23 protein-coding genes and 1 pseudogene are annotated in these 23,169 nt (G+C 63.4%); 9 read left to right on the top strand and 15 right to left on the bottom strand.

Annotation, left to right across the window (positions count from 1 at the left end; all coding sequences use genetic code 11):
• Positions 1–600: DMT family transporter (locus HP547_RS06195; RefSeq protein ID WP_172285756.1), on the top strand; the 600-nt coding region annotated here is incomplete at its 5' end.
• Here the strand turns inward: HP547_RS06195 and HP547_RS06200 are convergent.
• Positions 601–882 carry a SelT/SelW/SelH family protein gene (locus tag HP547_RS06200; RefSeq protein WP_172285757.1) on the bottom strand — a complete coding sequence of 94 codons (282 nt, stop codon included), beginning with the start codon at positions 880–882 and terminating at the stop codon, positions 601–603. It lies immediately after the preceding gene.
• A 67-nt stretch (positions 883–949) separates the two neighbouring features.
• Here HP547_RS06200 and HP547_RS06205 point away from each other — a divergent pair, with 67 nt between their 5' ends.
• Entirely contained in the window at positions 950–3,136 is a 2,187-nt protein-coding gene (locus tag HP547_RS06205) for a patatin-like phospholipase family protein (RefSeq protein ID WP_172285758.1), read from the top strand.
• Between the two features lie 33 nt (positions 3,137–3,169).
• On the opposite strand, the gene HP547_RS06210 is transcribed toward HP547_RS06205, so the two are convergent.
• On the bottom strand, positions 3,170–3,607 hold the full coding sequence (locus tag HP547_RS06210) for a MarR family transcriptional regulator (protein ID WP_172230453.1): 438 nt from the start codon (positions 3,605–3,607) through the stop codon (positions 3,170–3,172).
• Positions 3,608–3,758: 151 nt separating this feature from the next.
• Entirely contained in the window at positions 3,759–5,906 is a 2,148-nt protein-coding gene (gene recQ, locus HP547_RS06215) for a DNA helicase RecQ (protein WP_172285759.1), read from the bottom strand.
• A gap of 245 nt (positions 5,907–6,151) precedes the next feature.
• Between recQ and HP547_RS06220 the strand changes: the two genes are divergently transcribed.
• The 3 genes from HP547_RS06220 to HP547_RS06230 all read left to right on the top strand — a co-directional run bounded on the left by HP547_RS06220 (position 6,152) and on the right by HP547_RS06230 (position 8,782).
• Complete coding sequence (locus tag HP547_RS06220) at positions 6,152–6,739, top strand: YecA family protein (RefSeq protein WP_172230447.1); 588 nt, start codon at positions 6,152–6,154, stop codon at positions 6,737–6,739.
• Between the two features lie 7 nt (positions 6,740–6,746).
• Complete coding sequence (locus HP547_RS06225) at positions 6,747–7,112, top strand: DUF454 family protein (protein ID WP_172285760.1); 366 nt, start codon at positions 6,747–6,749, stop codon at positions 7,110–7,112.
• A gap of 311 nt (positions 7,113–7,423) precedes the next feature.
• The gene (locus HP547_RS06230) at positions 7,424–8,782 is read left to right on the top strand and encodes a TolC family outer membrane protein (RefSeq protein WP_172226684.1); all 1,359 of its coding nucleotides are present in this window, start codon (positions 7,424–7,426) and stop codon (positions 8,780–8,782) included.
• A 40-nt stretch (positions 8,783–8,822) separates the two neighbouring features.
• Here HP547_RS06230 and HP547_RS06235 read toward each other — a convergent pair whose 3' ends face one another.
• The 3 genes from HP547_RS06235 to HP547_RS06245 all read right to left on the bottom strand — a co-directional run bounded on the left by HP547_RS06235 (position 8,823) and on the right by HP547_RS06245 (position 12,194).
• Entirely contained in the window at positions 8,823–9,434 is a 612-nt protein-coding gene (locus HP547_RS06235) for a tRNA-uridine aminocarboxypropyltransferase (RefSeq protein ID WP_172285761.1), read from the bottom strand.
• 164 nt (positions 9,435–9,598) lie between these two features.
• Entirely contained in the window at positions 9,599–11,164 is a 1,566-nt protein-coding gene (locus HP547_RS06240) for a PAS domain-containing methyl-accepting chemotaxis protein (protein WP_172285770.1), read from the bottom strand.
• Between the two features lie 136 nt (positions 11,165–11,300).
• A complete protein-coding gene (locus tag HP547_RS06245) occupies positions 11,301–12,194 on the bottom strand; it encodes a LysR family transcriptional regulator (RefSeq protein ID WP_172226690.1) in 894 nt (297 codons plus the stop codon).
• A gap of 225 nt (positions 12,195–12,419) precedes the next feature.
• Here HP547_RS06245 and speB point away from each other — a divergent pair, with 225 nt between their 5' ends.
• Positions 12,420–13,370 carry an agmatinase gene (gene speB, locus HP547_RS06250; protein ID WP_003254586.1) on the top strand — a complete coding sequence of 317 codons (951 nt, stop codon included), beginning with the start codon at positions 12,420–12,422 and terminating at the stop codon, positions 13,368–13,370.
• A 132-nt stretch (positions 13,371–13,502) separates the two neighbouring features.
• Positions 13,503–14,882: a sodium:solute symporter gene (locus HP547_RS06255; RefSeq protein ID WP_172226678.1), complete on the top strand. Its 1,380-nt coding sequence runs from the start codon at positions 13,503–13,505 to the stop codon at positions 14,880–14,882.
• A gap of 84 nt (positions 14,883–14,966) precedes the next feature.
• Here HP547_RS06255 and HP547_RS29545 read toward each other — a convergent pair whose 3' ends face one another.
• Positions 14,967–15,095, bottom strand: coding sequence for a PA1414 family protein (locus HP547_RS29545; protein ID WP_256676271.1), 129 nt, complete (start codon positions 15,093–15,095; stop codon positions 14,967–14,969).
• A gap of 124 nt (positions 15,096–15,219) precedes the next feature.
• Entirely contained in the window at positions 15,220–16,113 is an 894-nt protein-coding gene (locus HP547_RS06260) for a LysR family transcriptional regulator (protein ID WP_172226675.1), read from the bottom strand.
• 106 nt (positions 16,114–16,219) lie between these two features.
• On the opposite strand from HP547_RS06260, the gene HP547_RS06265 reads away from it, so the two are divergent.
• Complete coding sequence (locus HP547_RS06265) at positions 16,220–17,392, top strand: MFS transporter (protein WP_172226672.1); 1,173 nt, start codon at positions 16,220–16,222, stop codon at positions 17,390–17,392.
• 46 nt (positions 17,393–17,438) lie between these two features.
• Here the strand turns inward: HP547_RS06265 and HP547_RS06270 are convergent, their stop codons facing one another.
• The 6 genes and pseudogenes from HP547_RS06270 to HP547_RS06295 all read right to left on the bottom strand — a co-directional run bounded on the left by HP547_RS06270 (position 17,439) and on the right by HP547_RS06295 (position 21,231).
• On the bottom strand, positions 17,439–18,365 hold the full coding sequence (locus HP547_RS06270; protein WP_172226669.1) for a DMT family transporter: 927 nt from the start codon (positions 18,363–18,365) through the stop codon (positions 17,439–17,441).
• A 107-nt stretch (positions 18,366–18,472) separates the two neighbouring features.
• Positions 18,473–18,868: a transcriptional regulator gene (locus HP547_RS06275; protein WP_172226666.1), complete on the bottom strand. Its 396-nt coding sequence runs from the start codon at positions 18,866–18,868 to the stop codon at positions 18,473–18,475.
• Between the two features lie 156 nt (positions 18,869–19,024).
• Positions 19,025–19,279: a BrnA antitoxin family protein gene (locus tag HP547_RS06280; protein ID WP_172285762.1), complete on the bottom strand. Its 255-nt coding sequence runs from the start codon at positions 19,277–19,279 to the stop codon at positions 19,025–19,027.
• Positions 19,257–19,535, bottom strand: a complete 279-nt coding sequence (locus HP547_RS06285; protein ID WP_172226659.1) for a BrnT family toxin — start codon at positions 19,533–19,535, stop codon at positions 19,257–19,259. The genes HP547_RS06280 and HP547_RS06285 overlap by 23 nt, the downstream gene beginning before the upstream one ends.
• Positions 19,536–19,692: 157 nt before the next feature.
• Complete coding sequence (locus HP547_RS06290; protein ID WP_172285763.1) at positions 19,693–20,415, bottom strand: helix-turn-helix transcriptional regulator; 723 nt, start codon at positions 20,413–20,415, stop codon at positions 19,693–19,695.
• A 52-nt stretch (positions 20,416–20,467) separates the two neighbouring features.
• Positions 20,468–21,231, bottom strand: a pseudogene (locus HP547_RS06295) (SDR family NAD(P)-dependent oxidoreductase).
• A gap of 155 nt (positions 21,232–21,386) precedes the next feature.
• On the opposite strand from HP547_RS06295, the gene HP547_RS06300 reads away from it, so the two are divergent.
• Entirely contained in the window at positions 21,387–21,659 is a 273-nt protein-coding gene (locus HP547_RS06300) for a hypothetical protein (protein WP_172285764.1), read from the top strand.
• A 56-nt stretch (positions 21,660–21,715) separates the two neighbouring features.
• Here the strand turns inward: HP547_RS06300 and HP547_RS06305 are convergent, their stop codons facing one another.
• Positions 21,716–23,077 (bottom strand): DEAD/DEAH box helicase, encoded by a 1,362-nt coding sequence (locus HP547_RS06305; protein WP_172225448.1) that lies wholly within the window; start codon positions 23,075–23,077, stop codon positions 21,716–21,718.
• Positions 23,078–23,169 lie beyond the last annotated feature (92 nt).

Raw genomic sequence — 23,169 nt, forward strand, 5'->3', positions numbered from 1 at the left:
GGCTTCGCCAGCTTCCCGGCCTTTACCGTGATCCTTGAAGGCGTGTTGTTCCGTGAACGCATCCGCCGCAACGAAGCCGTGCTGGTAGTGCTGGTGAGCATCGGCCTGATCCTGGTCACGCCGGCATTCGACCTGGCCAGCGAGGCCACCGGCGGCCTGCTCTGGGCGCTGCTCTCGGGGCTGTTGTTCTCGCTGCTGTCGCTCACCAACCGCGCCGGCTCCGGACGCTTGCCGGCGGTTCAGGCAGCGCTGTGGCAAAACCTGGTGGTCGGCCTGTGCCTGCTGCCGTTCGCAGCCCCGGGCCTGGCTGACGTCGCAGCCATGGACTGGCTGTGGATCGCCTTGCTCGGCATCTTCTGCACCGGCGTGGCGCACAGCTTGTTCGTCGCCAGCCTGACAGTGATCAAGGCGCGCACCGCCGCCGTGGTGTTCGGCATGGAGCCGGTCTATGGCATCGCGGTGGCCTGGGCGGTGTTCGCCGAGACCCCCACCGTGCGCATGCTGCTGGGTGGGGCGCTGATCATTTTTGCCATCGTGCTGTCCAGCCGCCTGGCCGCCGAACAGCCACCCAGGACGCGGCCACTGGCGGAGGGCGCCTGATCAGCGATCGTTATGGCCCAGGTCGCGCTGTGGGTCGATCTGGTCGCGCACGCGCTGCTTCAGCACCTTGGCTTCGGGGAAACCCGCGTCAGCCTTGCGCTCCCAGATCTGCACGCCGTTGCAGGTGATGCGGAAGATGCCGCCGGTGCCAGGCTCCAGCGCCACCCGGCCGAGGTCGTCGGCAAAGGTGCTGAGCAGTTCCTGGGCCAGCCATGCAGCGCGCAGCAGCCACTGGCATTGGGTGCAATAGGTGATGACAATTTCCGGCTTGCTGTCGGCCATGCTGACCATTCTCCTGGTGAGGGGCCGCTTATACTAGCGCCCTTTAGCCCACGGTTTGAGACTCACGATGCGCCGTTTGCTGTGCTGTTTTCTACTCGCCCTTGCCTCCCTGACCGCATTTGCCGCTGAACCGGCCAGGCCCAAGGTAGGCCTGGTGCTGTCTGGGGGCGCCGCCCGTGGCCTTGCCCACATCGGTGTGCTCAAGGCACTGGAGGAACAGGGGGTGCATATCGACGCCATCGCCGGCACCAGCATGGGCGCGGTGATCGGCGGGCTGTACGCCTCGGGCTACAGTGTCGAAGAGCTGGAAAAACTGGCCACCACCCTCGACTGGCAACAGGCGTTGTCCGATGCCCCGCCGCGCAAGGACGTGCCGTTCCGGCGCAAGCAGGATGACCGCGACTTTCTGGTCAAGCAGAAACTCAGCTTCCGTGACGACGGCAGCCTGGGCCTGCCACTCGGGGTAATCCAGGGCCAGAACCTGTCGCTGCTGCTGGAAAGCAAGCTGGCGCATACCGCCGATACCCGTGACTTCGACAAGCTGCCCATCCCCTTCCGCGCGGTGGCCACCGACATTGCCAGTGGCGAAAAAGTGGTGTTCCGCCGCGGCCACCTGCCCCAGGTGATCCGCGCCAGCATGTCGATACCTGCGGTGTTCGCCCCGGTCGAACTCGACGGCCGCCTGCTGGTGGATGGCGGCATGGTCGACAACATCCCCGTCGACGTGGCCCGCGAGATGGGCGTGGACCTGGCCATCGTGGTCGACATCGGCACCCCGCTGCGCGACCGCAAGCAGTTACTGACCGTGGTCGATGTGCTGAACCAGTCGATCACCCTGATGACCCGGCGCAATTCGGAAGAGCAACTGGCCAGCCTGCACCGCGACGACATCCTCATCCAGCCCTCCCTGAGTGCTTTCGGCGTGACCGATTTCGGCCGCGCCCGCGACATGATCGACGCCGGCTACCGCGCCACCCGCCTGCTCGAGCCGCGCCTGGCCGCACTGCGCCAGCCCGAGGGTGACAGCACCCTCGCCGTAGCCCGCTCGCCGCGCCAGCGCACGCCGGTGATCAGCGCCATCAGGATCGAGAACGACTCCAAGGTCAGCGATGATGTCATCCGCTCTTACATCCGCCAGCCGATCGATGCGCCGCTGGAACTCGGCCGCCTGCAGACCGACATGGGCACGCTGTACGGTCTGGACTACTTCGACCGGGTGCAGTACCGCGTGGTGCACAAGGGTGACGACAACACCCTGGTGATCAACGCCCGCGGCCGACGCGGCGGCACCGACTACCTGCGCCTGGGCCTGAACCTGTCGGACGACCTGCGCGGCGACAGCGCCTTCAACCTGGGCGCCAGCTACCGGGTCAACGGCATCAACAGCCTGGGCGCCGAATGGCTGACCCGGGGCCAGATCGGTGACCAGCAAGAGCTGTACAGCGAGTTCTATCAACCACTGGACGTAGGCTCACGCTACTTCGTCGCGCCCTACCTGGACTTCGGCTCGCAGAACATCGAGGCCACCCTGGACAACGACCCGGTCGCCGAGTACCGCCTGGAGCGCTATGGCTTCGGCCTTAACGTGGGCCGGCAGATCGGCACCAGCGGCGAGGTGCGCCTGGGCGTGGGCAAGGCGTGGGGCGAGGCCGAGGTGCGCATCGGCGATCAGGACCTGCCCAAGGTCAGTTTCAACGAAGGCTTCTATGAGTTGAAGTACTCGTTCGACACGCTCGACAATGTCTACTTCCCGCACCGGGGCGAGGACATCAGCCTGACCCTGCGCAAGTACGACAAGTCACTGGACTCCGACCAGGACTACCGGCAGTGGTTGTTCAACCTGGACAAGGCCATCAGCAGCGGGCCGAATACCTTCGTGCTGGGCGGGCGCTACGGGCGCACGCTGGATGCCACCGAAGTGGTGACGTCGAGCTTCGTGATGGGTGGGGCGCGTGAGCTGTCAGGTTTCCGCCAGGACTCGCTGTCGGGGCAGAACGTGAGCCTGATGCGGGTGGTCTACTATCGCCGCCTGACGCCGCGGGCCTATGTGCCGCTGGACTTCCCGCTGTACATCGGTGGCTCGCTGGAGCGTGGACGGGCGTGGAACAACGACAACGAATTCGACAGCGGGTACATCAATGCGGCGAGCGTTTTCCTGGGCCTGGAAACACCACTAGGGCCGTTGAACCTCAGCTACGGGGCCAACAGTGCGCATGAGCATGCGGTGTACCTGAACCTGGGGCATACCTTCTGAATTGCCGGGGCTGCCTTGCAGCCCCAATGGCCCTCAGGATTTCTCCAGGTTGGCCAGGATCTTGGCATGCACCCGCATGCACACCTGCAGGTCGGCTTCTTCCACGCCGGTAAACAGCTCCAGCCGCAGCTCATTGGCAATGGTTTCGATCTGCTCGATCAGCGGCTTGGCCGGTGGGCACAGGTGGATCTTCTTCGCCCGCCGATCTTCCAGCACCGCCTGCCGACGCACCAGCCCCTGTGCCTCCAGGCTGTCGAGCAGGCGCGCCAGGGTCGGGCCTTCGACGCCAACGCTCTGGGCCAGTTCACGCTGGGTTGGCGCTTCTTCGAAACGGGCCAGGTGCAGCAACACCAGCCAGCGCGCCTGGGACAGGTTCAGCCCGGCCAGGCGGCGGTCCAGCTCGGCGCGCCAACCCCGAGACATCTGGGCCAGCTGCATGCCAAAGCGGTGTTGGTTGTCGGTCAGGGGCATATAGCAACTCATCGAATGGATCTAATTATTAGGCAGCTAACCATGCCCCGCCGCACGAGGCAAGGCTCGGGGCCGGTTGTTTGCCCGATAATCGTCAAAAAGCATGACAAAGGTCAGCAGATGGCGGTTCTGCCCTCGAACTTGCTACCGGCTACATCTCGAACTCGGCCGCCAGCGCCGCGCGCACGCAATACAGCACGCCCTCCGGCACCCGCGCACCGAACAGCGGGGCAATGGCCGACACCGGCGGCAGCTCGCCTTCGCCATCGAGGAAGGCATCCTGCACTTCCGCCAGCAGGTCTTCCGGCAGGTCCAGGGCCTGGTCCAGGCTCAGCTCCTGACGGCCCAGCGCTTCGGCCAGCAGGCTGTACACGTTTTTCTCACTGCAGTTGAGCTGCCCGGCGATCTGCGCCGGGGTCATGCCGGCGCGGGCCAGGCTGACCAGCTCGTGGCGCAGGTCGAGCACCACTTTCGGCGCCTCGTCGGTACCGCCACTGCTGTTGAGCACTTCGAGAAACGCCTGGCCATAGCGCTCCAGCTTGCGCGCACCCACACCGCTGACCTGAGCCATGTCGCTGAGGCTGACCGGCTGGCTGCGCAGCATCTCCAGTAGCGTCGAGTCGGGGAAGATGACGTAGGGCGGTACGCTGTGTTCTTCCGCCAGCTTGCGCCGCAGGGTGCGCAACGCTTCCCACAGCTCGCGCTCTTCGGCCCGCACCAGCTGGCTGGCCGGGCTGCCGCCGCTGGACGACGAGGTCTTGGCGGTGGTCTGCGGCTTGAGGTCGCGGCGCAACTGCAAGGTCACCTCGCCGCGCAGCAGTGGCCGGCAGCTGTCGGACAGGCGCAGGCCACCGTAACCCTCGAGGTCGATGTCGACCAGGCCGCGCGCCACCAGCTGGCGGAACAGCGAACGCCACTCGACCTCGGCCATGCCCTTGCCAACGCCGAATACCGACAGCTTCTCGTGGCCGAAATTGCGTACTTTGTCGGTGTCCTTGCCCAGCAGCACATCGACCAGGTGGCCGACGCCATAACGCTGGCCGGTGCGGAACACCGCCGACAATGCCTGGCGGGCCGGCTCGGTGGCATCCCAGGTCTGCACGTTGTCGACGCAGTTGTCGCAGTGCCCACAAGGCTGCTCGAGGGTTTCGTCGAAATAGGCCAGCAGCGACTGGCGACGGCAACGGGTTTCTTCGCACAGGGCCAGCATGGCGTCGAGCTTGTGCTGCTCGATGCGCTTGTGGCGCTCGTCACCTTCGGAATTCTGCAGCATCTGCTTGAGCATCACCATGTCCTGCAGGCCGTAGGCCATCCAGGCATCGGAAGGCAGGCCGTCACGGCCGGCACGGCCGGTTTCCTGGTAATAGGCCTCGAGCGACTTGGGCAGGTCGAGGTGGGCGACGAAGCGCACGTTGGGCTTGTCGATGCCCATGCCGAAGGCAATGGTGGCGACCATGATCAGGCCTTCCTCATTGAGGAAGCGGTGCTGGTTGGACGAGCGCGTTTCGGCAGCCAGGCCGGCGTGATACGGCAGCGCGGGGAAGCCCTGGTCGCAGAGGAACGCGGCAGTTTCGTCGACCTTCTTGCGTGACAGGCAGTAGACAATGCCGGCATTGCCGCGGCGCTCGCCAAGGAAGGCCATCAGCTGTTTGCGCGGCGCCTCCTTGGGCACGATACGGTAGAAGATGTTGGGCCGGTCGAAGCTCGACAGGAACCGCTCGGCGCCTTGCAGGTGCAGGCGCTGGACGATTTCTTCGCGGGTGCGCATGTCGGCGGTGGCGGTCAGTGCAATGCGCGGTACATGCGGGAACAGATCGGCCAACTGGCCCAGCTGCAGGTACTCGGGACGGAAATCGTGGCCCCATTGCGACACGCAGTGGGCTTCGTCGATGGCGAACAGCGAGATGTCCAGCTCGCGCAGGAAGTCGAGCATGCGCGGCTGCACCAGGCGCTCCGGTGCCAGGTACAGCATCTTCACCTCGCCACGGCGCAGGCGCCCGGCCAGTTCGCGCTGCTGCTCGGCGGTGAGCGTGGAGTTGAGCGCAGCCGCCGCCACCCCCAGTTCGTCGAGGGTGGCCACCTGGTCGTCCATCAGCGCGATCAGTGGCGAGACCACCACCGTCAGGCCCGGGCGCAGCAGCCCCGGTACCTGGAAACACAGCGACTTGCCGCCGCCGGTGGGCATCAGCACCAGGGCATCGCCGCCATTGGCCACGCATTCGATGATCGCTGCCTGGCGCCCGCGGAAACTGTCGTAGCCGAAGATGTCCTTGAGAACGCGCTGAGCCTGTTCGAGCATGTGCAACTCCACAAATCGCCGTACCATCCGGGATACAGGCTGGACGAAAAAACCGTCCCGCACACGCCGAATGCGTAAGCGGTTTTTACCAGACAGCTGGTAGAAGCTGCCCCACGGTGAAAAATGGCGGAGTATACCGCAGCGCTGCACCGTGCAGGGCACCACCGCGATAGACGTTCCTTTGCCCCGGCGCCGCCGCAAGGTGCTAGAATTCGTTATCGTTTATTCCCCAAGGTAGCCCTGTAATGTCCTTCGCCGAGCAACTGACCCGCCTTCAAGCCTTCCTCGACGCCGACGAGCTGCACGAAGAAGCGCTGGATTATGTCGCCGCACACGGCTACCTCACCGCCCTGTCGATCAACGCCGAGGACGTGCCCGAGCGCGAATGGATCGATGCCCTGTTCGCCGAAGAGCCGCATTACGCCGGCGAAGCCCAGCGCACCGAGATCGAAGCTACCCTGGTCGCGCTCAAGGCGCATATCGCTCGTCAGCTGGCCAGCGAAGAAGAATTCGACCTGCCTTGCGAACTCGACCTGACCGATGAGCCGGACGATTCTGACCTGCGCGGCTGGTGCATCGGCTTCATGGAAGGTGTGTTCCTGCGCGAGGAAGCCTGGTTCGACCGCGACGAAGAAGAAGTCAGCGAAATGCTGCTGCCGATCATGGTCGGCTCGGGCCTGTTCGACGAACAGCCGGAGTTCGCTGACATCGCCAGCAACGCCAACCTGCAGGACGACATGATCGTACAGATCCCCGAGGCGCTGACCGCGCTGTTCCTGCTGCTGCACGCCCCTGACGAAAAGCCTGCACTGCTCAAGCCACGCCACCACTGAGTCACCTGTGCGCTACCTGCTGCTGGCCATCGGCTGGCTCAGCGTCGCGCTGGGGGTGTTGGGGATATTCCTGCCGGTTTTGCCCACCACCCCGTTCCTGCTGTTGGCGGCGGCCTGTTTTGCCCGCAGCTCGCCGCGCTTTCACCACTGGCTGGTCCACCACCCCAAGCTCGGGCCGTGGATTCGCGACTACCTCAGTGGCGAGGGCATCCCCCTCAAGGGCAAGGTCTACGCCATCGGCCTGATGTGGGCCAGCATTGGCCTGTCGTGTTACCTGGTGCCGCTGTTCTGGGCGCGCCTGTTCATGTTGACCAGTGCTGTGCTGGTCAGCCTGTATATCCTCAAGCAGAAAACCCTGCCGAATCGAAAGTGACAATATTTTGTCGCCAAATATCACTTTCGCCTAAACGCCCTCCTCTTTATCCGAATTAGTTCTGGAACCGCCTCAGACCTTTGAATCCATTGGTTTCCATGGCACTTGACGGTTGCATTTGCAGCCCCGTGAACGGAGCGATGATAGACAATAAAAGTCTTACATGGCAGTTTGATATGAGTAAATCTTCTTATCTATCGCGTTGAATGTACTTAGCTGTGTTGTTAAAAACCTGCAACACTATACGCATTCTTTTTATCGTCATTTTTTTGGCGAGCAGCAGGATAAATTCCAGATCAGGGAGATGTACCATGCGCGTTTTGAACCCCATCACCAGTGCATTACTGTTGGCCCTGGCAAGTGCCAACGTACAGGCGATGTCGATCACCGAGGCCGTCCAAAGCGCCGTGGACTACCACCCGCAAGTCAGCTCCAACCGCAACAGCAAGCTGTCGGCCGATGAGGATGTGAAGTTTGCGCGTGGTGGCTACTACCCTTCCGTGGACCTGGTCGCGGGCTATGGTCGCCAGCGTTCCGACAACGCCACCACCCGCGCCCAGGGCAACCATAACAAAGAGACCCTCAGCTACACGCAGTCCGAGCTGCGCCTGCGGCAGATGATTTTCGATGGTTTCAATACCTCGAGCGAAGTCGGTCGCACCGAGGCGGTGTCCACATCCCGCGCTTATTACACCCAGGCAGTGGCCCAGGACGTCGCACTGCGCGCCACCGAGGTCTACCTCGAAGTGCTCAAGCGCCGCGAGCTGGTGACCCTGGCCCGCAACAACCTGCAAGCCCACCTGCGCGTCAACGACCAGATCGGCCTGCGCAACGAGCGTGGCGTCGGCAGCACCGCCGACCTCGACCAGTCCCGCGCACGTCGCGCCCTGGCGGAAAACAACCTGGACACCGCAGAAGTCGACCTGGCCGACGCCGAGGCCAACTTCTTCAGCGTGGTCGGCCGCATGCCTGACGAACTGGAAGACCCGGTGTCGATCAAGGTGCAAATGCCTGGCAACCTCGAAGAAGCCCGCGAGGGCATGCGCCAGAACAACCCGTACATCAAGTCTGCCCAGGCTGACGTGAATGCCGCCGAGCAGCAGTACGAAGTCGCCAAGTCGACCTTCTACCCACGCTTCGACGCCATTCTGGCCACGGGTGCCAATAACAACACTGGCGGCGAGAAAGGCCACAACAACAACGACTGGCAAGCCGGCGTAGAGATGAACTACAACCTGTTCCGTGGCGGCAGCGACAAGGCGCGCCTGCAGTCCGACGCGCACAAGATCAACCAGGCCCTGGACATCCGCAACAACGCCCTGCGCGAGCTGACCGAGAACCTGAGCCTGGCGTGGAACGCCATGAATAACGCAACCAAGCAGTTGCCGACCGCGCGTGAATACGCCGAGACCACCAAGCGCGTGCGTGCCGCCTACCAGGACCAGTTCGGCCTGGGCCAGCGTACCCTGCTGGACGTGCTGGACAGTGAGAACGAGCTGTACAACGCCGACCGGCGCTACACCGAAGTGCGTTATACCGAAGAGTTTTCGCGCTACCGCGTACTGGCGACCATGGGCGAGCTGCTGAGCAAGCAGCGCATCTCGCTGCCGCCAGAGGCGCTGGCTACCTCCGAGGTACGCACCGAGGCGCGTCTGCCTGAGATGCGCTGATCGGATTTAGATCGCGGGGCCACTTTGCGGCCCCCTGCCCTCACTCGGTGCCATGCTCGGTGTTATGGTTGCGCTGGAATGTCTCAACACCCATGGCCCTGATCTGCCCTTCGATCAACGCCTCGAACGGTGCCAGCAGTGCATCAAAGCAGGCCGGTTGCTCCAGCGTATTCAGTGCTCCTGCCACCGCCTCGATAGTCGACAGCGCGCCCGCTTCCGGCGCCTTGCGCAGGCGATAGCGTGAAGGGGCCACGTCGCCCAGCGTCACCCGTGGCAAGGCCTCCAGTATCGGGTTCAGGTACAGCAGCTTGCGCGCCTTGCGCCAGGTGCCGTCTGGCACGATAAGCAGCAACGGCTCGTTATCTTCCTTGCCATAGCCCCTCAGCACCTGAGCATCATCACCCGGAAACAGCAGGGCCGGTCGGTAACCCGGTGTTGCCAGCAATTCACCCAGGTCATCGAACACTTCCCCGATCCGCAGCTCGGCATTGTTCAGGCCAAGGGCAGCCAGGCGCGCAGTGTTCAGTGCATGGGCGGTTTCACTGGGATGCTGCAGCAGGATGACGCGGGTGCGGCTGTCGAGCGCGGGGATCAGCGGGCAGAGGCAGTGGTCGAGCGGGCGCTGACAGCGCCCGCAGCGGGGTCTGGGCATTGGGTTCTCCTTTTACGGGAACAGTTTGCCACAGAACCGGGCCCCGCTTTGCGGGCCTTTCGCCGGCAAGCCAGCTCCCACAGGGACCCCGCAGCCTTCAAGCCGCGGTCCCTGTGGGAGCTGGCTTGCCGGTGAAAGGGCTGCAGAGCAGCCCCGCCGCTATTTCAACGGCTGAACCGCTCCGCCAGGCTATGCAGGTACTCCGCCATGCGCTCCAGGTCCTGGCTGATTTCAGCCCCCTGCCTGGCCTGCCCCGCACTCTGATCACACAGCTGGGCGATGCGCACGATCTGCTGGTTTATGTCCTCCGCCACATGGGTCTGTTGCTCCGACGCCGTCGCCATCTGCTGGCTCATGCCGGTGATGCGGCTGACCGCCTGGGCAATCCCGCTCAATGCCCCCTGCACCGCCTCGACGCTGTGCACACTGTCCCGCGAGATCTGCTCGCCGCGGTTGGCAGTACTCACCGCCCGCTCTGCGCCAGCGCGTAATGAAGCGATGATCTGGTGGATTTCCTGGGTCGAGGCGCGGGTGCGCTGGGCCAGCGAACGCACCTCGTCAGCCACCACGGCAAACCCACGCCCTTGTTCACCGGCCCGCGCGGCTTCAATGGCGGCGTTGAGCGCCAGCAGGTTGGTCTGTTCGGCAATCGAGGTGATCACATCGACCACGCTGCCAATCGACTGAGTCTGTTCGGCCAGGGCATTCACCGCCTGGCCGATGTCACTGACCGCATCGCTCATGCTGCCCATCGCTTGCAGGCTCTTCAACGCCAGTTCGCTGCCCTGCTGCGCCAGCTGGTCGGCATCACCGGCAGCATGCGCCGTACTCTGCACGTTGTGGGTGACCTGCTGGATGGTCGCCGCCATCTGCGCAATGGCCGTGGCGGACTGGTCGGTCTCGCTGCGCTGGCGGTCGAGCATCTGCGCCTGGGCATCCGACAGCTCGGACGATTGCGCCGCCCGCGACTTCACCCCGACGCCGGCGTCCACCAGACGTGTCAGCGCCGTTTGCAGGCGGGCTTCTTCGCTGATGATGGCCAGGTCGAGCTGGCCTTGCAGGCCCGGGTTGTCACTGTAGGTAAGCGCCACCAGCGGGCTGGTGAACGCCTTGGGGTGCTCGGCCAACGTGCGGCGAATGGCCTGGTTTTGCCGATGCTCGACCAGGTACCAGGCCAGCAGCAAGCTGGCCATGAGCACGCCGAGCGCCGCGTAGGCCGGCAACCACAGGTAGCCTGCCGCCGACAGCAGCCCGGCACCGATCAATGGCCAGCCGTGGGCCAGGCCATGCCCCAGGCGAGCCGCCCACGACACCGCTGGGCGACCGTCGCGCAGACGCGCATACAAGGCTTCGGCGCGGTGGATCTGTTCGCGTGTGGGTACGGAGCGCACCGACTCGTAGCCACTGATGCGGCCCTGCTCGTAAATCGCCGTGACATAGGCGCTGACCCAGTAGTAATCACCGTTCTTTGCCCGGTTCTTGACCACCCCCATCCACGGCTTGCCCTGCTTGATGGTCTCCCACATATGGCCGAACACCGCCGCTGGCATGTCCGGGTGGCGCACCAGGTTGTGCGGTTGGCCGACCAGCTCCTCGTAGGTGAACCCGCTGATCGCCACGAAGGCATCGTTGCAGTAGGTGATGCGGCTGTTGAGGTCCGTGGTGGAGATCAGGCGTTGGTCGCTGGAGAAGGTTCTTTCGTGCTCGTTGACGGGCAGATTCATGCGCATCTTCGGCGATCCTTGCAGGATGAAATAAGGGGAAATCATCAGCGCACGTTGATGTTTAGCAGAGCGCTATCAGGTTAGCGGTCGGCTTTTGCCAGAATTTAACACCGCCCGACGGAATGCACGCAGGCGTCGCCGCTCAGCCCACATTCAGCTGGCTTTTCAGCAGGTCGCGGAAGGTCTGGATCAGCGGTTCGCGGCTGCGTCCCCGGCGAATGATCAGCGAGAACGGTGCCTGATAGCCGAAAGTGGATGGCGACAGCACGCGCAAGTCGCCCTTGTCGACCCAGGCCTGGGCGTAGTGCTCGGGCAGGTAGCCGATATAGGCGCCGGAGAGGATCAGGATCAACTGCGCCTCCATGCTCTCTACCGTTGCCGCGCTGTGCTTGAAGCCGTGCCGGGCCAGCTCGGCCTGGCTCCAGTAGCCGCGCCCGACCATCCGCTGCTGGGTCACCACCTGCTCGGGGATGCGCCGCTCGGCAAACAGCGTGTGTCGGCTACTGCAGTACAGCCAGTGCTGCTCGCGGTACAGCGGTTGATACAGCAGCCCGCTCATGCGCGAGGAAAACGCGCCAATGGCCAGGTCCAGGCGGTTGTCCTGTACGCCCAGCTGCAACTCGTAGGGGCTGGACACCGACAGGTGCAGGTGCACCGCCGGGTGCTCCTGACTGTAGGCACCGATGGCTTCAGCCAGCGGCAAGGCACTGTCGCCAACGGTGGAGTCGATCACCCCCAGGTTGAGGGTGCCACGCAATTCGCCCTTGAGCGCTGCGGCGTACTGCTCGAACCCGTCCAGCTCGGCGAGCAGGCGCAGGGTTTCCTGATGGAATAGCTCGCCTTTGCTGGTCAGGCTGAAACCGCCACGCCCGCGGTGGCACAGCACGATCCCCAGGGCGCCTTCGAGCTGGCTCATGTAGGTGCTGATGGCCGAGGTCGACAGGTTGAGATCGCGCTGGGCGTTGGCAAAGCCCTGATGGCGCACCACGCTGATGAAGATGCGCAGCAGTTTCAGGTCAGGCAGGGTCGAGGCCATGGTGTAGCGGTTCCGCAGTGTCATTTGCGCGCAGTCTAACCGCTCTGCCAACGATTAGTTTAGAAATTCCTGAACTAAGTATTTGCCGGTAGCGATTCTTCCCGCGCACTACCTTGCGCAAACTCGGCCGAAATGTCCCTGCCCGCCGGCACGATCACACTTGAAAGGCGCGCGGCGGCACAGGTTCGAACAAACACAACAATCGACCGACTGATGAGGCCCACTGTGGACAAGACTCTCCACCAACCACTGGGCGGCAACGAAATGCCGCGTTTCGGCGGCATCGCCACCATGCTTCGCCTTCCCCACCTGCAAAGCGCCGAGGGCCTGGACGCTGCCTTCATCGGCGTCCCGCTGGATATCGGTACCTCGCTGCGCTCCGGCACCCGCTTCGGCCCGCGCCAGATCCGCGCCGAATCGGTGATGATCCGCCCGTACAACATGGCCACCGGTGCCGCGCCGTTCGACTCGCTGTCGGTCGCCGACATCGGTGACGTGGCGATCAACACCTTCAACCTGCTGGACGCCGTGCGCATCATCGAAGAAGCGTACGACGAGATCGTCGAGCACAATGTGATCCCGATGACCCTGGGCGGCGACCACACCATCACCCTGCCGATCCTGCGTGCCCTGCACAAGAAGCACGGCAAGATCGGCCTGGTGCACATCGACGCCCACGCCGACGTCAACGACCACATGTTCGGCGAGAAAATCGCCCACGGCACCACCTTCCGCCGCGCCGTCGAAGAAGGCCTGCTCGATTGCGACCGCGTGGTGCAGATCGGCCTGCGCGCCCAAGGCTACACCGCCGACGACTTCAACTGGAGCCGCCGCCAGGGCTTCCGCGTGGTCCAGGCCGAAGAATGCTGGCACAAGTCGCTGGAGCCATTGATGGCCGAAGTGCGGGAAAAAGTCGGCGGTGGCCCGGTATACCTGTCGTTCGACATCGACGGCATCGACCCGGCCTGGGCGCCTGGCACCGGCACGCCGGAAATCGGCGGCTTGACCACCATCCAGGCGATGGAGATCATTCGCGGCTGCCACGGCCTGGACCTGATCGGCTGTGACCTTGTCGAAGTCTCCCCGCCTTACGACACCACCGGCAACACCTCGCTGCTCGGTGCCAACTTGCTGTTCGAAATGCTCTGCGTACTGCCGGGCGTGGTGCGTCGCTAGTCCCGCTTTACCCCGGCAGGAGCCATATGGGAGGGCCACTGAGGCCCGCCAACACAAAACCAGACCGCCGGGCGCCGTGCAAACGCCCGTGTGGTCGATCTCGCCATAATAAAGATAATCGGGAGACCCCCAATGGCCTTGGACATCATTGTTGTAATGATCTACACCGCCGGCATGCTCGGGCTTGGCTGGTATGGCATGCGGCGTGCGAAAACCCATGAAGACTATCTGGTGGCCGGGCGCAACCTCGGCCCGGTCCTGTACATGGGTACCATGGCCACCACCGTGCTGGGTGGCGCGTCCACCGTCGGCACCGTGCGCCTGGGCTATGTCCATGGCATCTCCGGGTTCTGGCTGTGCGCAGCGCTGGGCCTGGGCATCATCGCCATCAACCTGTTCCTCGCCAAACCGCTGCTGCGCCTGCGCATCTTCACCGTGACCCAGGTGCTGGAGCAGCGCTACAACCCGACCGCTCGCCAGGCCAGTGCGGTGATCATGCTGGCTTATGCCCTGATGATCGGCGTGACCTCGACCTTGGCCATGGCCACCGTGCTGCAGGTGCTGCTGGACCTGCCGTTCTGGGCGTCGCTGCTGCTCGGTGGCGGTGTGGTGGTGCTGTATTCGACCATTGGCGGCATGTGGTCGCTGACCCTGACCGACATCGTCCAGTTCGTGATCAAGACCGTCGGCCTGATGTTCATCCTGCTGCCGGTGTGCCTGTACAAGGCCGGGGGCTGGGACACACTCGTGGCCAAGCTGCCGGCGGCCAGCTTCCAGCTGACCAGCATTGGCTGGGACACCATCATCACCTACTTCCTGATCTACTTCTTCGGCATCCTCATCGGCCAGGACATCTGGCAGCGGGTGTTCACCGCCCGAGACGAGAAGGTCTGCCAGCGTGCGGGTACCATCGCCGGTGTCTACTGCGTGGTGTATGGCCTGGCCTGCGCCGCGATCGGCATGGCCGCGCACGTGCTGCTGCCCGACCTGGCCAACCCGAACAATGCCTTTGCCGAGATGATCAAGAGCACGCTGCCCGATGGTATCCGCGGCCTGCTGATGGCGGCGGCCCTGGCCGCCATGATGTCCACTGCCAGCGCCGGCCTGCTGGCTGCATCCACCACAGTCACCGAAGACTTGCTGCCCAAGCTGCGCGGTGGCAAGCAGTCGAGCCTGGGCATGAGCCGCCTGTTCACCCTGCTCACCGGGCTGGTGGTGCTGGGTATCGCGCTGATGGTGAACGATGTGATCAACGCCCTGACCCTGGCCTACAACCTGCTGGTCGGCGGGATGCTGATCCCGCTGATCGGGGCCATCTTCTGGAAACGTGCGACCACAGCGGGCGCCATCGCCAGCATGTCGCTGGGCTTTGCCACCGCGCTGCTGTTCATGTTCAAGGACGGGCTGGAGGCCAATACGCCGATCTACTACAGCCTGGCGATCGGCCTGGTGAGCTTTGTGGTGGTGAGCCTGGCTTCGCGCAAATCAGTGGCGGCGGTAAAGCTGGCCTGATAAAACCCGCCCGGCAGGCATCACACGACTGACAGAAACAGAAAGGCCGTTGCACCCACCCAGGTGCAACGGCCTTTGCTTGTATCAGCGACGACGCGGTTGGCGCTTGCGCTGCTCTTCATCAGTCGGGATCGGCACCGGCTGCAAGGGTGGTGGAATCAGCCCCAGGGCGACCGCCAGGTCGTGGAGCCAGTTTGACAGTGGTCTATTCATATTGCCCCCTTGACGGGTCAGCCTCACGGTAAATCAATCCTGCGATGTTTCATACAGATCATAGCCTGATGTCCTGTAGAACGCATGCCTCTGGTATTACAGATACGGGCCATTTTGACGTGGATCAAGGCGTAACGGTGCATTCCGACGACTGGTTAATCGTTTCGCTTTGTTGCAGGTGGATCCACGCCTGCAAATTTGCCCCACGCATGCCCTGCCGCCACATCAGCCAGGTGACGGCCTGATCGAACGGCGCCTGCAGCGGATACACGCTAACCCGGTCACGCCCAGGCAGGCTGTCGAGCATCGAACGGGCCATCATCGCCACGCCCGCGCCCGCGATCACACAGGCCAGCATGCTCTGGTACGACTCGATCTCCATCACCCGGCCCATCGGGGTATGGGCATGGGCATACCAGGCTTCAAGGCGCATGCGGTACGAGCAGCCCTGACGGAACGTGAACACCGCCTTGCCCGCCACATCCTTGGCGGTATGCACGGCCGGGTGCTCGGGGCTGGTGATCAGTACCAGTTGTTCATCGCACAGCGGCACGCCATCCAGCCCGGCCAGGCTGGGCGGGCCGTCGATCAGGGCAGCGTCCAGGGTATGGTTGAGCAAGCCTTCCAGCAACTCGCCACTGGGCGCTGCACGCACCTGCAGGTTTACCGCCGGGTAGGCCTGGTGGTAACGCGCCAGCAACCCCGGCAAATGGGTCGCGGCCGTGCTGTACATGGTACCCAGCACAAAATCGCCGGCCGGCTGGCCACCCCGCACGGCAGCCAGCGTCTCGTCGCGCAACGCCGACAGACGGTTGGCATAGTCCAGCAACACCTTGCCGGCTGGCGACAGCTGCAGGCGCTGGCGTTCGCGCAGGAACAGCTCGACGCCCAACTGCTCCTCGAGTTGGCGCAACCGCGTCGACAGGTTTGACGGCACACGATGCAAGCGCTCGGCGGCACGTGTAACAGAACCCTCTTCGGCCACGGCCTGGAAGATACGCAGCTGGCTGAATTCCACAGCATTCTCCAAAACAGAACAACTTACTCACCATTATTCAATTTTATTGAAAAAGAAACAGCCCTAACCTGCCAACCATCGCTTACATCCGCGCAGGAGACTCGTCATGTCACCCCTCACTCAACTGCTGGCCAGCGCCGTTGCGCTGATGATGGCCATGGGTATCGGCCGTTTTGCCCTTACCCCGCAATTGCCGCAACTGATCGCCGAAGGCCAGTTCGACCTGACGGTCGCGGGGCTGGTGGCGGCCGCCAACTACCTGGGCTACTTCGTGGGGGCGGTAGACGCCATGTTCGCCCGCTCGCCCGGCCAGGTGCGCCTGCGCCTGCATGGCGGGCTGTGGCTGTGCGTGGTGCTGACGCTGGCTTCATGGGCGGCAGACGGGTTCTGGAGCCACCTGTTGCTGCGCTTTGGCACCGGCGTGGCGAGTGCCTGGGTGTTGGTGATGATCACCAGCCTCAGCCAGCAGGTGGCCAATGCCAATAACCGCCAGCGCCTGGGCGCCCTGGTCTTCGCCGGACCCGGCCTGGGCATTGCCTTGACCGGGCTGCTGGCGCTGGTTGCGCACCTGCTGGGGCTGGGCTCGGCGGCGCTGTGGCTGATCTATGCCGTGGCGGCGCTGGTGATGCTGCTGGCAGTCCGGCCTTGGCTGCCCCGGGCGCTGCAAGCGGCGCCTGTGCTGACGCCTGCGCATCAGGGCCCGACCCGCAGTGTCGGTATCGGCCGGTTGGGGCTGGTGTATGCGCTGTACGGGGTGGGCTACATCCTGCCGGCCACGTTCCTTTCGCAGATGGCCAACCAGCAGTTGCGCGGGCAGTGGCTGGCTGATCTGTTCTGGCCGGCATTTGGCCTGGCAGCGGCGCTTGGTGTGCTGCTGGTGAGCTTGCGCCGCAGCGGTCCTACCTCGACCTGGCTGACCGCCACCCTGTGGCTGCAAGGGTTGGGTGTGCTGGCCTGCCTGGTGGGCGGGGGTGTCGGGCTGGCGTTGGGTGTGGTGCTGTGTGGCGGCCCGTTCCTGGCGTGCATGCAGCTGGTGATGCAGCGTTCGCGGGAACTGGCGCCGCATGCAACACAGCGCAATGCCGGTTTGCTCACGGCGTGCTTTGCCCTGGGGCAGTTGAGCGGGCCGTTGCTGGCAGCGGTCAGCAGCCATTACAGCGGTGGGCTGCAGCCGGCGCTGATGATAGCGGCAGGTGGCCTGGCGGTGGCCGGGGGGCTGGTGCAATTGGCCGGCAGCAGCAAGGCCGCATGCGCCTGCCCCAGCAAGGTTGCATCCTGAATCGGGTTGCCTGTACCGACCTCTTCGCGGCGGTACAGGCGATGCATCACCCCACGAACCGCCGCAAATGCCGCTTCACCCAGGGCTCGGCACTTACCAGGACCACGCCCAGCAACACCATCAGCGCCCCGATTACAAAGTTGGCGCTGAGCGGCTCATCCAGCAGCAACACGCCAAAGGTCACCCCGAACAGCGGGGTGATGAAGGAAAACACCGCCAGGTTGGACGCCAGGTACTTGCGCAGCAACCAGAACCAGGTCAGGTAGCTGACGAACGACACCACGATGCCCTGGAACAGCACGCTACCCATCGCCAGCGGTGTCAGCGACACCTCACCGATCTGCCCGCTGAGCAGTGCAATCAGCAGCAGCCCGACAAAACCGACCCCCAGCTGATAGAACAGGGTCAGGGTCGCCGGTGCTTCAGACAAGCGTGAGCAGCGCACCACTACCGTGGTGGCGCCCCAGGCCAGGCCGGCGATCACGCCAAAGGCATCACCCAGCAAGGTGCGGCCATCCATGTCCTCGAACGACATGCCACCGGCAAACGCCATGGCAATGCCACCGAACGCCAACAAGATTCCCAACCACTGCAGCAGCCGCAGACGTTCGCTAGGCAGCCGGAAATGCAGGCCCAATGCGGTGAACACCGGGGCGGTATAGAGGAACACCGACATGTGCGCCGCCGAGGTCAGCTTCAGGCCCTCGGCGATGAACAGAAACTCTACGCCGAACAGCCCGCCCGCCAGCAACCCTGCACGCCAGGTGCTGCCGACCTGCCCCCAACCACCTCGCCAGCACACCAGCAGGCCGACCAGCACGGCGGCAATGCCATTACGCAATGCCGCCTGCATCACCGGGGCGATGTCCACGGCGGCGGTCTTGATCAGTACCTGCTGGCAGCCCCAGATCAGGCACAGTCCGAGCATCACCTGAAAGGCGAAGGCGTCAGGGTTCTTGCGGACCGCGCTCATGAGCGGGCCTTCGAGCTGATGGTGGGCATGGGCAAAAGGCTCGGCAGCATTCAGGAACTACCGATTATCGGGTTTCCCGGGCCAGCCTTGCCAGCCTCAAAACGACCTCAAGCAATCTGCGCTTTTGCCGACACGTGCTCGAAGGTACTTTCATCCAGCGCATCTGCCTGCTCGTCCAGCACCTGGCGCGGGTGCTCGAAGCCGGGGATGCTGCTGTCGATCAGGCTCATCAAGCGCGAACCGCGCTCGGTCAGCACGAAATTCTCGCCATTGCCACCGTCTTCTTCAGGCCGGCTTGCGATGAAGCCGCGCTTGAACAGCAATTTTTCATACTCGCAGGCGCGGGTTTTCAGGTGGTCCAGATCACCCACCGGCTCGCCCTTGGCGGCCAGCGCCGCAGCGTGCTGCTCGGCATAGGGGCGTGGCGTGAAGCTGTGACCGGCGCCGTTCTGCACCTCGTGCAGCAAGCGTTCGATCAGGTCCCAGTCGTAGGCGATGCTCATGGCTCATGCTCCTGCAGTGGACGGAAGGGGTACACAGGGTGGGACCCACCAGTAGGAGCGGTGTTCCAAAAAAGCGCGACTACGTATCTGTCCCGCTGCCATGACTCACGCACTTGAGGCCGACGATACCAGCCGGTTTGGCGCTGGCAGCAATACTCAGCGTAGCTTCTGCTGGGCTTGCATATACTGGCGCAGCAACTGATTGATCCGGGTCTGGTAGCCGCCCCCCTGCTCTTTGAACCAGGCGAGGACATCAGTATCCAGGCGAATGGTCACCGTCTGCTTGGCTGGAACTCGCAGCTCGGCCTCCCGAAAAAAATTGTCATTCAGCTCAGGGATATCCGAGGTATCAATAGCCTGGTCGTCCTGCCGAGCCAAGCGGCTCCAGTCAGTTTTCGATGTTTTGGTCATAGTGAGTGGCCTCCCACCTGGTGGCTTTACGCGCAGAAATGATTCGAATGACATCACCACGCCTCTCCGTATACACGACTACGCCTATCAAGCACTTCAGCCAGCCCAGGCAGACCCAGCGTTCCTCGCCAAGGCCGGGATTGTCATCGCGGCGTATCAGCATCGGGTGATTGAACATCTCCGGAACATCGCTGAAGTCGATTCCATGCTTGCGGATGTTGATATGGTTCTTGGCATCGTCCCACTCAAAGAACATGGGCCGCTCCGTATTTACATCTGTACATACGATACCTCCTGATTCAGCTCAAGGCTAGAGGGCGACCGCTCGCCATTCAATAGCTTCAGGAGGCTTTGGGAAAAGGACTACAGCCTGGAGCGTAAGCAGCCCGACCAGCCGGTTGGCACGGCTCCGCTTACTGCTTGACCAGATAGTTGATGAACAACCGGAGCAGCTCCGCATTCCCGGCGATGCCCAGCCGCTGCCAGATATTGTGGCGGTGCACCTTCACCGTGCCCTCCGAAATCCCCAGTACACGGGAGATAGACTGGCTGCTGTGGCCCTGCAGAATCAGCTTGGCCACATGCCGTTGGGTTTCAGTCAGGTGGCCCTGGAGAATATCGACGAAGGCATCCTCCAGCTGGCTGTCCGAATCCTGCGGGTCGGCCAGCTCATCGGCATGGGCCAGGCGCAGGTGCTGGCTGAATATGGCTTCGATCACCGGCGTCAATGCAGCCAGCCGTTGCGCTTCTGCGGCCTCGAAGGCGCCCTTGTCCAGGCCACGCATCAGCGAGTAGACCAAGGCGGTTCGCGGCCTTACCGGCACGATGAAACCGATCTCCTCGATCAGGCTGCCATGGTGCGAGGAGACGCAGGGATGGATGTCGTGAGAAATGGAAAAGCCCGAGGCAAAGAAGCTGTCCGGGGCCAGCTCGCTCATGCGCCACAAACCGGCCGGGTGGTTGTTGGTGCAGGCGACGTAGAACGGGTCCAGCAGGTAACCGCCACGCAGGTAAGCCTTGAGCGTCCGTTCGGCCACGCGCTTGTGGTAGCCGTCATGAACCAGCAATGCGGGCTGGTTGAAGCGAAACAGGTAGGCGCAGCTCATGTCGAAATCGACCCCGCTCTTGAGCGCCATGTCGAGGGCCGGGCCTCTTGTTGAAAACCGGCAGCACAGTGCCGGCCGGGCATCACATGGCGGTGTAGGCGTTGTCGACAAACAGGTGCGAGCCGCTGACGAAACTGGACTCGTCGCTGGCCAGAAACAAGGCGGCGTTGGCCACTTCGCTCGGATCGCACAGGCGCCCCTGCATGGTCTTGATCGCCTCGTCAGAGGCGTCGACACCATAACCGCGCAGCAGGTCGAGTTCGCGGCGGCCATGGGTGGTGCCGATAAAGCCTGGGCAGATGGCATTGCTGCGGATGTTCTGGTCGCGGTACTCCACGGCCAAGGCGCGGGCGAACATGTGGCAGGCGCCTTTGGTGGTGCAATACAGCACCTCCATCGGTGTGCCGACCACTGCCGAAATCGACGAAGTGCAGATCACGCTGCCGCCGCCGGCGGCGAGCATGCCCGGCAATACGGCCTTGGTGACCAGGAACATGCTTTTCACGTTGACGCTCATCAACCGGTCCCAGTCGGCTTCGCTGGTTTCCAGGAACGGGCCGGCTGCGATGATGCCGGCGTGGTTCATCAGCACGGTGATCGGGCCAAAGTGTGCCTGGGCCTGGCTTACCGCTCGGTGCACCTGGTCGGCCTGGGACACATCGGCAGCGACGAACAGCGCCTGACCGCCGTCGGCATTGATACCTGCCGCCACCGTTTCACCCTGGCTGGTCGGCAAGTCGAGGATCACCACCTTGGCGCCTCGGCGGCGAACAGCTGCGAAGCGGCCAGGCCGCACCCGCCTGCGCCGCCGGTTATCAGCGCCACTTTGCCTTTCAATCGATCCATGGGTCTGTTCCTCGGTTGTCATGTTTGTGGCTTCAAACTAGAGCCGAGGATGACTGCGGTAAATATACCCAGGGGTATAGCCGCCGGTCGAAGGCACTGAACCAACTGCCGTAGGCGCGTCTCCACCGCTCATCACCCCCGCCGGAGGTATAAGGATGAAACCGCTGCTGCCTATCGCCTGCGCCACTCTACTGTTCAGCGCCCTGCCCGCCTGGGCCTGTACACCGGAGGAGGCAACGCAAAAACGTGAAGAGCTGGCCGGCTTGGTTTCTCGGTTGACCGAGCAGAACCCGCAAAAGGCCAAGGAGATCAATGACGAGCTTCAGGGAATGGAGTTGGGGACGGCGAGCAAGGACTTGCCCGACAAGTGCCAGCTGATCGACCAGCGGGTCAAGGAACTGAAAGAGGCGGAGAAAAAGGCTGATTGAAGGTTTGTTGACAGCCCTGTCGCCGGCAAGCCGGCCACAGGGCTAGTACCGGCCGATTACTCGGCGGCAGTCCTGCGCTTCTTCAACGGCGCCAGGCCATCCGCACTCGCCAGCGGGGCGTTGGCCTTCGGCTTGGCGGTAGGCTTGCGCTTGGCAGCAGCCTTCTTGTCACCCGACTTCTTGTCGACCTTTTTCTTTTTGCTACCGACAGCCTTGCCCGATGCCTTGACCTTCTTCGGCCCGCTGTAGGTGCCCTTCACTTCCTTGATCACCCGGCGCTCGAACTGCTGCTTGAGGTAGCGTTCGATGCTGGACATCAGGTTCCAGTCGTTGTGGGTGATCAGCGAGATCGCCAGGCCTTCGCCACCGGCCCGGCCGGTACGGCCAATGCGGTGTACGTACTCGTCACCGCTGCGCGGCATGTCGAAGTTGATGACCAGGTCCAGGCCATCGATGTCCAGGCCACGGGCCGCCACATCGGTGGCCACCAGTACCTTGGAGCCGCCCTGCTTGAAGCGCTCGATGGCCAGCTTGCGGTCTTTCTGGTCCTTTTCGCCATGCAGCACGAACGCTTTCACGTCCTTGGCGACCAGGTGGCCGTAGATACGGTCAGCCATGACGCGGGTGTTGGTGAAGATGATGGCCTTGTCGAACGTCTCGTTGGCCAGCAACCATTGAACGATCTGCTCTTTGTGCTGGTCGTGGTCAGCGGTGATGACCTGCTGGCGGGTACCTTCGGCCAGCTGCGAAACGCTGTTGAGCATCAGGTGTTCAGGGTCTTTCAGCACCTTGCCGATGATGTCGCGCAGGGCCGCGCCACCGGTGGTGGCCGAGAACAGCAGGGTTTGCTCGCGGTTCTCGCACTCCTTGCACAGGCGCTCCATGTCTTCGGCAAAGCCCATGTCGAGCATGCGGTCGGCTTCGTCGAGGATCAGCACCTTCACATGGGACAGGTCGAGGTTGCCGGCATTGAGCTGCTCGAGCAGGCGGCCCGGGGTGCCGATCAGCACGTCCGGCACCTTGCGCAGCATGGCGGCCTGTTCCTTGAAGTCTTCGCCGCCGGTCACCAGGCCCGACTTGATGTAGGTGAACTGCGAGAACAGCTGCACTTGCTTGAGGGTCTGCTGGGCCAGCTCACGGGTCGGCAGCAGGATCAGCGCGCGGATCTCGACGCGAGGGCCGCTGAGGTCGACCAGGCGGTTGAGCATGGGCAGCACGAAGGCCGCGGTCTTGCCGCTGCCGGTCTGTGCGGTCACGCGCAGGTCACGCCCTTGCAGGGCCAAGGGGATGGCCGCGGCCTGCACCGGGGTAGGCTCGACGAATTTAAGCTCGGCCACGGCTTTAAGCAGGCGTTCATGCAGGGCGAATTGGGAGAACACGGAGGTAACCTCAGGCAAGTGCGGGAAATTCAGTTGCATAGGGTAACGTTTTCTGCAGCCTTAGCCGAATTTCTTTTGGCAACTTTGTCGCCATCCGCGCTCTAATGGCGCTTCGTTTCGCAACAAGACTG

The organism is Pseudomonas sp. CM27 (assembly GCF_013179515.1).
GTDB lineage: Bacteria > Pseudomonadota > Gammaproteobacteria > Pseudomonadales > Pseudomonadaceae > Aquipseudomonas.